Annotated in this window: 8 protein-coding genes, 1 tRNA gene and 1 pseudogene; 4 read left to right on the forward strand and 6 right to left on the reverse strand. The window is 69.3% G+C overall.

Annotated elements, in window-relative coordinates; translation table 11 throughout:
• Window positions 1-50: 50 nt before the first annotated feature.
• Window positions 51-506, reverse strand: coding sequence for a GatB/YqeY domain-containing protein (locus ACIQG9_RS08480; protein ID WP_400399251.1), 456 nt, complete (start codon window positions 504-506; stop codon window positions 51-53).
• Between the two features lie 25 nt (window positions 507-531).
• Here ACIQG9_RS08480 and ACIQG9_RS08485 point away from each other — a divergent pair, with 25 nt between their 5' ends.
• Window positions 532-1,425, forward strand: a complete 894-nt coding sequence (locus ACIQG9_RS08485) for a metallophosphoesterase (protein WP_400399253.1) — start codon at window positions 532-534, stop codon at window positions 1,423-1,425.
• Between the two features lie 166 nt (window positions 1,426-1,591).
• A tRNA-Pro gene (locus ACIQG9_RS08490) sits at window positions 1,592-1,665 on the forward strand.
• Between the two features lie 76 nt (window positions 1,666-1,741).
• On the opposite strand, the pseudogene xerC reads toward ACIQG9_RS08490, so the two are convergent.
• From xerC to ACIQG9_RS08515, 5 genes and pseudogenes are all read right to left on the reverse strand, one after another.
• Window positions 1,742-2,699: pseudogene (gene xerC / locus ACIQG9_RS08495) on the reverse strand (tyrosine recombinase XerC).
• On the reverse strand, window positions 2,699-2,896 hold the full coding sequence (locus tag ACIQG9_RS08500; RefSeq protein ID WP_026269772.1) for an excisionase family DNA-binding protein: 198 nt from the start codon (window positions 2,894-2,896) through the stop codon (window positions 2,699-2,701). The pseudogene xerC and the gene ACIQG9_RS08500 overlap by 1 nt, the downstream one beginning before the upstream one ends.
• Window positions 2,893-4,452, reverse strand: a complete 1,560-nt coding sequence (locus tag ACIQG9_RS08505; protein ID WP_400399255.1) for a replication initiator — start codon at window positions 4,450-4,452, stop codon at window positions 2,893-2,895. The genes ACIQG9_RS08500 and ACIQG9_RS08505 overlap by 4 nt, the downstream gene beginning before the upstream one ends.
• Window positions 4,453-4,999: 547 nt before the next feature.
• Window positions 5,000-5,476 (reverse strand): barstar family protein, encoded by a 477-nt coding sequence (locus ACIQG9_RS08510; protein ID WP_400399257.1) that lies wholly within the window; start codon window positions 5,474-5,476, stop codon window positions 5,000-5,002.
• Complete coding sequence (locus ACIQG9_RS08515; RefSeq protein ID WP_400399259.1) at window positions 5,473-5,661, reverse strand: hypothetical protein; 189 nt, start codon at window positions 5,659-5,661, stop codon at window positions 5,473-5,475. Before ACIQG9_RS08515 ends, ACIQG9_RS08510 begins: the two co-directional genes overlap by 4 nt.
• A 612-nt stretch (window positions 5,662-6,273) precedes the next feature.
• On the opposite strand from ACIQG9_RS08515, the gene ACIQG9_RS08520 reads away from it, so the two are divergent.
• Window positions 6,274-6,837 (forward strand): hypothetical protein, encoded by a 564-nt coding sequence (locus ACIQG9_RS08520; protein ID WP_400399261.1) that lies wholly within the window; start codon window positions 6,274-6,276, stop codon window positions 6,835-6,837.
• A gap of 98 nt (window positions 6,838-6,935) precedes the next feature.
• Entirely contained in the window at window positions 6,936-7,148 is a 213-nt protein-coding gene (locus ACIQG9_RS08525) for a hypothetical protein (RefSeq protein ID WP_400399263.1), read from the forward strand.
• Window positions 7,149-7,394: the final 246 nt, after the last annotated feature.

The following is a 7,394-nucleotide window of genomic DNA, read 5'->3' on the forward strand; positions in this document are numbered from 1 at the left end:
CCGCCCGTTTTCGCGCCCGCCGGGTCGACCGGGGCCCGTGGCCGGGGCGGTCAGAGGCCGAGCTGTCGGCGTACCTCGGCGGCCACCCGGCCCCCCTCGGCCTGGCCGGCCACCGCGGTCTGGGCCGCCTTCATCGCCGGGCCCATCTGCGCCTTGCCGGTGAAGCCGCCGGCGGCGAGCGCCCCCGCGACCAGCTCGGTCAGCTCCTCCGCGGAGAGCTGCTTCGGCAGGTAACGGTCCAGCACCTCCCCCTCGGCGGTCTCCTTGCCGGCCTGCTCGGCGCGACCGGCGTCAGCGAAGGCGGTGGCGGCCTCGCGCCGCTTCTTCGCCTCCTTGGACAGCACCGCGAGCACCTCGTCGTCGGTGAGCTCGCGCTTGGCCTTGCCGGCGACCTCGGCGTTGCCGACGGCCGCGAGGGCCATCCGCAGCGTGGAGGTGGTCAGCTCGTCGCGTGCCTTCAGGGCGGCGCGCATGTCTGCGGTCAGGCGGTCCTTCAGCGTGCTCATGAACGGTCAAACTACCCTGGTCGACATGCGAAAGCGCACACTATTCGGCCTCGCCGCCGGGACGGTCGCCGCGGGCGCGGCCACCCTGGCGTACGCGTCACTCGTCGAACGCAACATGTTCACCCTGCGCCGGTACGACGTGCCGGTGCTGCCCGCCGACGCCGAGCCGCTGCGCGTGCTGCACCTGTCGGACCTGCACATGATGCCCGACCAGCGGCGCAAGCAGCAGTGGGTGGCGTCGCTGGCCGCCCTCGACCCCGACCTGGTGGTGGTCACCGGGGACAACATGGCCCACCCGGACGCCGTGCCGGGGGTGCTGCGGGCCCTGCAACCGCTGCTCGACTACCCGGGCGCGTTCGTCTTCGGCTCCAACGACTACACCGGCCCGGTCTGGAAGAACCCGTTCACCTACTTCCTGCCCAACCGGGAGTACACCGAGGGCGCGACGCTGCCGTACGCGGAGCTGCGCGACGTCCTCACCGGGGCCGGCTGGGCGGACCTCAACAACGCCCGCACCTCGGTCAAGGCCGGCGGTCGCCTGATCGAACTGGTCGGCGTCGACGACCCGCACATCGGGCAGGACGACTACCCGGCCGTCGCCGGGCCGGTCGCCCCCACCGCCGACCTGGCGATCGCGCTGACCCACTCGCCCGAGCCGGCCCTGCTCGACGAGATGTCCGCCGACGGCTTCGGCCTGCTGCTGGCCGGACACACCCACGGCGGTCAGGTCTGCGTACCGGGCTACGGCGCCCTGGTGACCAACTGCGGGCTGCCCCGGTCGATGGCGAAGGGCCTGCACCGCTGGCCCGGCTCCGACTCCTGGCTGCACGTCTCCGCCGGCCTGGGCACCCACCCGACCGCCCCGGTGCGCTTCGCCTGCCCCCCGGAGGCGAGCGTGCTGACCCTCATCCCCCGCTGACCCCACCCGGCCCGTGGTGGGTGGGGTGGCATCTGAATCCTGGTGGTGAACGGCCCCCGGAGGGGCCCCTCGCTGCCAAGATCCCTGACCGCCGGTGCGGAGCCGGCGCGAGGGGGTACCGAGTTTGACCATCGGGGCGGGTGGGCTACTATTTGTCGGCACGCCTCGGGGTGTGGCGCAGCTTGGTAGCGCGCTTCGTTCGGGACGAAGAGGTCGTCGGTTCGAATCCGGCCACCCCGACAGAGGTCAGAGGGCACATCCGATCCATGGATGTGCCCTCTAGTGCTTCTGTACAGCAGTGAAGTACAGCAGCGGGTCACCGCAGGCTCTCGCCCAGCCGCTTGAGGGCGTCGCGGGTGGCGTCCGAGGACGCCTGCGAATAGATCTCCATCGTCACCGACACCTCGGCATGCCGGAGCACCTGCGCCGCCGCACAGATGTCCGGCAGCGGGAGGGTGGCGTCCGAGGTCTGCGTCTTGGTCTCCCGGTGCAGCAGTTGCCCGCCGACCCGCTGCAACTGCCAGCCGATCGACAACTCCCCCGCCGCCAGGTCGACGGCATCCCCGGTGAGGCCGAGCACCTCACCCTTGCGCAGGCCGAGGACCAGGATCAGCACGTACGCGGCATAGAGCGGATCACGGTCGGCCCGCGCGGACTCCAGGAACCGACGCGCCTCGTCGCTGGTCCACGCCCGGCCCCTGCGTCGGCGGACCGGTGGGAGCTTGACCAGGGCGGCGGCGTTGCGGGTGACCAACTCCTCGGTGGCGGCGTGGTTGAGCGCCGAGCGCAGTACACCCCGGATGTCCTTCACGGTGCGGGCGGACGGCACGTCACCGCAGCATCGGCCGAGCGCGCAGCAGCGCCGCCTTGTCCTGGGCGCAGCACTGGCAGGCGCGGGCCACCTCGTTGATCCAGGTCTGCACGTCGCGCACCTGGAGCCGGTCGAGCCGCTTCCCGCCGAGGCCGGGGATCACGTACAGCCGGAGGATCGTCTCGTAGGTGGCGCAGGTCAGCGGCGCGAGGTTGGGGCGCACGACCTCCCGGTGCCAGTAGGTCAGATAGTCACCGGGGGTCGGCACCCGGGTAGCGACCGGCCCGGCCTTGGCCTGCTGGTGCAGCTTGGTCCACTTGTCGTGGACGACCTCCCGGGTAGGGCCGTAGACATACTTGCGGGTCCGCTTCCCGTCGGGCTTGGTGACCCAGACGTACGCGGCGAAGCCGTTGCGGTACGGGAAGATCGAGCCTTCGCCGTTGGCGCGGGTGCGGGCGGACATCAGGCGGCCTCCTGCCGCTGGACCTGCTCGCGGACGTACTCGTCGACCCACTCGGGCAGGACGCGGCGATACTTGCCGTCCTTGATGGAGCGCAGCTCCCCGGTGGCGATCTTCATCTTGACCTTGGACAGGCCGAAGCCGAGCAGGACGGCGACCTCGGCCGGGGAGTACCAGCGCGGGGTGAGGTGCCGGGTCACGCCGCCACCCCCGACCACGCCTCGTGGGCGAGTTCTTCCCGGCCGACGCGTTGGCGTTCCCGGCGTTGGGCGGCGGCGGTGTTGGCGAGCAGGGCGTCCCCGTCGGTCAGCCAGCCGGAGCCGACGAAGGCCAGCGTGCCCACGGTGACCGTGCCTGCGGTGTCGTCGCTGTCGGCGGTGCCGGTGTGCTCGGTGCGGCGGTAGGCGGCGCGGGTGTCGCGGAGCAGGCCGAAGGTGACCGAGTAGCGGCGGGCCTTGGTGAGGAAGTGGCCGCCGTAGCCGAGCATGTGTGCCCATCGGCGCAGCCCGGCGTAAACGTTGGGTGTGGGGTCAAGGTCGCCTTGACGGTCTTTCGTCTTCCCGGCTGTCGGGGTGGTGTGGTGCCGGGTGGGGCGGCCGAGTCGCCAGCAGGCGTCGATGAGGCGGGCGAGGTGGTCGCCTTCCGGGTCGGCGTAGGCGTCGACGGTGTCCGGGGTGAGTCGGGTGGAGCAGTGGCCGGTGACCTCGGTGGACTTGGTGGCGTACTTGGCGAGGTAGGCGGCCACCTTGGCGTCGGTCACGTCGCCGTCGCTGGTGCTGATGCGGCGTACGTGGATCTGCTCGCCCCAGGCGATCGGCCAGCCGTGCGGGCGGTCGGGGTGCGGCGGGGTGGTGACGGTGATCTGTTGGGTGGCGGCGTGGACGGCGGCGTCGAGGTCGTCGACGGTGATGCCGGCCGGTGGCGGCACCAGGGCGTGCCGGTCGTGGGGGTCGACGCCGTCGAGGCGCAGCAGGACGTGGAAGTGCACCGCGCCCCGGCGCTGCATCTCGGCGACCTTGCCGTGGGACACCCGCACCGGAGGCACCCGCCGGACCCGGCCGGAGTCGGTGACGACCTGGACGTGGGGGATGCCGCGTCGGCGGCACACGGCGGTGAGGTGGCGTTCGATGGCCTGTTTTGTGCGCCGCCACAGCTCGCCCGAGGAGTGGTTCCAGATGACCTGGTGGTCGTGGTCGTAGCAGTCCAGGCAGAGCGGCCGACCGAGCTGCGGATCGTCGGCGTCGTGGCGAGCGAAGCAGGCCGCGGGCTGCCCGTGTGGGCAGGTGCCGGCGGTGCTCCGGGCGCGGCAGGGTGCGGGACGGCAGTCGCAGCGTCGCCGGTGGGCACAGGTGTGTCGGGGGATGTGCCGGTGGTGGACCGGGCCGAAGGATGGGGCGGTGAAGGTGGCGAAGACGACCGGGTGCGCGGTGACGGTGGTGGGGATGGTCTTGCCGCCGGTCATGCCGCAGCGGACGACCTGGAAGGCGTCACCGGCGTAGACCCAGGCGCAGTCGGGGCACTGGGCGGCACGGCGGTTGCCGCACGCCTTGTACAGCGTCCGGTCGGGCAGTTCGTCGGTGTGCCGCTCGGCCAGGACTCGGCCGGTGCAGGGTTCGACGGTGGTGAGGGTGCCGGCCAGGCGGATCGGGCGGGTGCAGCCTCCGGCGGCGCGGGTGTGCTCCAGCCAGCCGAAGTAGTCCGGGGCGGCGGCGCGGTGCAGGGCCTGGGCGTCACGGCCGGCGGTGAGGGTGGACACGGTTCTCTCCTCAAAGGGGTGGCAGGGCACGGCGACGAACTGCCACCGGACGCCGGAGCGGTGTCCGTCGATGGTGTTCGTGGTGTCTCCTGGCACCGCCGGAGAGGGCGGCTTACGCCGGAGGGCGGGGTTGGCTATCGGCCTTGGACCGCCGTTGAGCTGGGTTCTGGGTTCTGGGTTCTGGGTTCTGGGTGAGGCTGGGACGGGTGGGGTGCCTGGTCGTCGGCTTCCGGTGGTTGCCGCAGGCGATCCCCACCCGTCGAGGTGCACGAATCCGAGGGCCATCGTGGACGGCGGGAAGGCCGTACTGGGCCGCTCAGTGGATTCCGGGCCGGCGCAGTGGCCGGTGCGATCGGGAGCCGGCGGGGCGTGACCCGCGTCAGCGGCAGGAAGGCCGCTCGGCAACTCCGAAGTCGAGTTCAGCGATCCGGCGGGAAGGCCGCGCTGACGTGCTCGACGTGGGCCAGAGTAGCACCGCGTACCGACACGTCAACCCGCCGTGAGCCCGCCGGAGGCGATCCGACCGACGGTCACGAGCATCAACGGTTCACCGCATCTTATGAACTGCGGAGGCAATTTTCTGCCGCAACAGCGCCGCCTCCTCATCACGGTCGCACAGCAGCAACACCTTGAACGGAGTGCCCTTGCCCTCCGGCTGGCCGAGCGGGCTCGCCCAGTGACGAACGGCTTGATACAGGATTCGGAATAACGTGTGCCGATCCTCGACACTGCTCGACAGCAGCTTGGGCGCGTTCTCGACCACGATCAGGTACCCGTCCGCCGGTAACCAGTTCAGATCACGGAGACAGTCAGACAATGCGGCCCAGTTCCAGCCAAAGTAGGCAGGAAAGAGGAGCGCGTCGGAGAACTCGTAGAGGGCGTGGTCCGCATCCGTCATCCTCGTTCCGTCAAGATGGGCAACGACAAACCTGCCCGTTGCCGGTAGCACAGCAGCGAGTTCCACCATGGCACTGCGCGAGCAGACCGCGAGCTGGTCAGTAGAGTCGCTCCACCAGCTATTCATTCTTCAGCCCCACCACAGTCGCCGTAGTTCACGACCTCAGCGTCCTCGTGCACGCCATGCCCCATGGCCTTCAGTCTGCCCGGGATGCAGCACAGCACGACGCGCAGGCCCTCGACCGATTGGCTGGATGTGCCGCGATCAGCGCGCTGAGGCGTCCAAACAGGTGGCGGCCGGGTGTCGTACATCCAGCCGACGGAGGACACCGACTGCCGGCCGGGGGTGGGAGGACTTTCTGTACATCTATCAAGGCGGCCCTGAGCGGGCCGCACGCGCCGCCGCCTGGGCGCGCGTCCGTCGCTCCGCTGGCGCTCCGACTCCGGCCACGCAACACGCCCGGCGGGCTGGCGCGGAGGGCGGGTAGCCCGGTGGGCCGCCGGATGACGACAGGCCGTTTCCGGGTGGGGTGGTGGGCCGGCAGCCAGCCGGGCCGCGCGGCGAGCACCGCGCGGCGTAGGGGAGCGCACGCCGTGTCCGTGGGCGGCTGCCGGCTGGGTGATGGGGTGGCGGTTACTGCGCCTCCGGCGGGGGCGCTCCGGCTCCAGGATGGCGGGGGGTCCGTCGGCGGCTTGCGGTCCGTGGGTGGTGGCGGTGGGAGCCATCCCGCCCGCCGTCGACCCGGGCGAGCCGAGCAGACCACCGCCCGACCCGCCAGCGTCCGTACGGGCGTCAAGGCCGTCTTGACGTGGCGGGCCGGGCGGCGGCCCGCTCCCCAGTGGGCGGGTCGACGGCAGACGGGATGGGTGCCAGCTCTTGGTTGTCTGCTATCAACACTTGATCTGCCAGGCCAAGATGTCCACGTGACCCGTGAACAGTTGACCACTGCGGCCGTAGGTGCTGCGCTTACGTTGGTAGGAGCCATCATCCTTTCTGCTCTTCAAGCGCTACAGCGGAGTGCAGAGGATCATCGGCTGAACCAAAGGGAGTGGCATAAGGATCTGGTCGACCTCATTGCTGACTTTGAGTATGTGATGATTCACCTGACGGCGGCAGTGAATGCGCAGAGCGGCTTCTCCGCTGAGCAGTTCAAGAAGGCGTTTGATGAGATCTTTTCTAGCCGTGGCCTTCTCTGGCGCATGACTCGTTTGGAGCGAGGGCATCCCGATCCTCGGGTGCGAGTTTCGGTGGGTTCTCTTGTCTACGCGATTGTTCGCATTGTTGGCTTCATGCAAGAGAGTGGGCAGCTTGACCCTGAAAGAGGCAAGGCGGCTTTATCCGAGCGGGAAGCTGGGTTGAAGAAGGTTATAGTCGAAATAAAGAAAGTCTTGGATCAACTTATGGAGATCATCCATGGAGGTCGACGTCGGCATCGCAGCTGGCCGACAAGGCTTATTGGTGGGTTGTCAAAACGCGAACAACGATGAGACCCTGAGACGCCTTGTGATCAGTTCCCGGACTGCGTCGCGGCTGATGGCGAGACAGTAGATCGCGGTTCCGCTCCACGTCTGACGGGGAGCCCCGGGTGACCATCTGGGTGACGACGGGCGCGGACAGCGCAGGACATCCATGGACCCTGGTGGACTATTCAGGCAGCTCAACCCTACTGTTGACGCAGATCAACGACGGCTGGTGGTTCCTTCACACCGAAGCGGTCGATTTCCGGCACGTCGTCTCTGTTCACGGCTGGCCGGTGCTGGGGTTGGCTCTCAGACGAGGCGAAGGCATGATCACGTAGTGACTTTCTGGCCGACATGGGGTGAGTGGTTGGCGACTCTGCCGCCGGATGTCCGCGATTCTGCTGTGTCGCTTGCGGAGAGGTTCGAGGAGCTTGGAGCCCATGACCCGGAGGGGTGGGCTAGGTCGGAGATCAGCGAGAACATTCCGCAGCTAGTGTCCTGAGTCGTTAATTCGGCCGCAGTATGTGGCGAGGTTGTTCAGGATCTCGTCGGCGGTTCTGGTCCAGACGAACGGCTTGGGGTCG

Origin of the sequence: Micromonospora sp. NPDC092111 (genome assembly GCF_044755745.1) — a bacterium.
In the GTDB taxonomy this organism is placed as follows: domain Bacteria; phylum Actinomycetota; class Actinomycetes; order Mycobacteriales; family Micromonosporaceae; genus Micromonospora.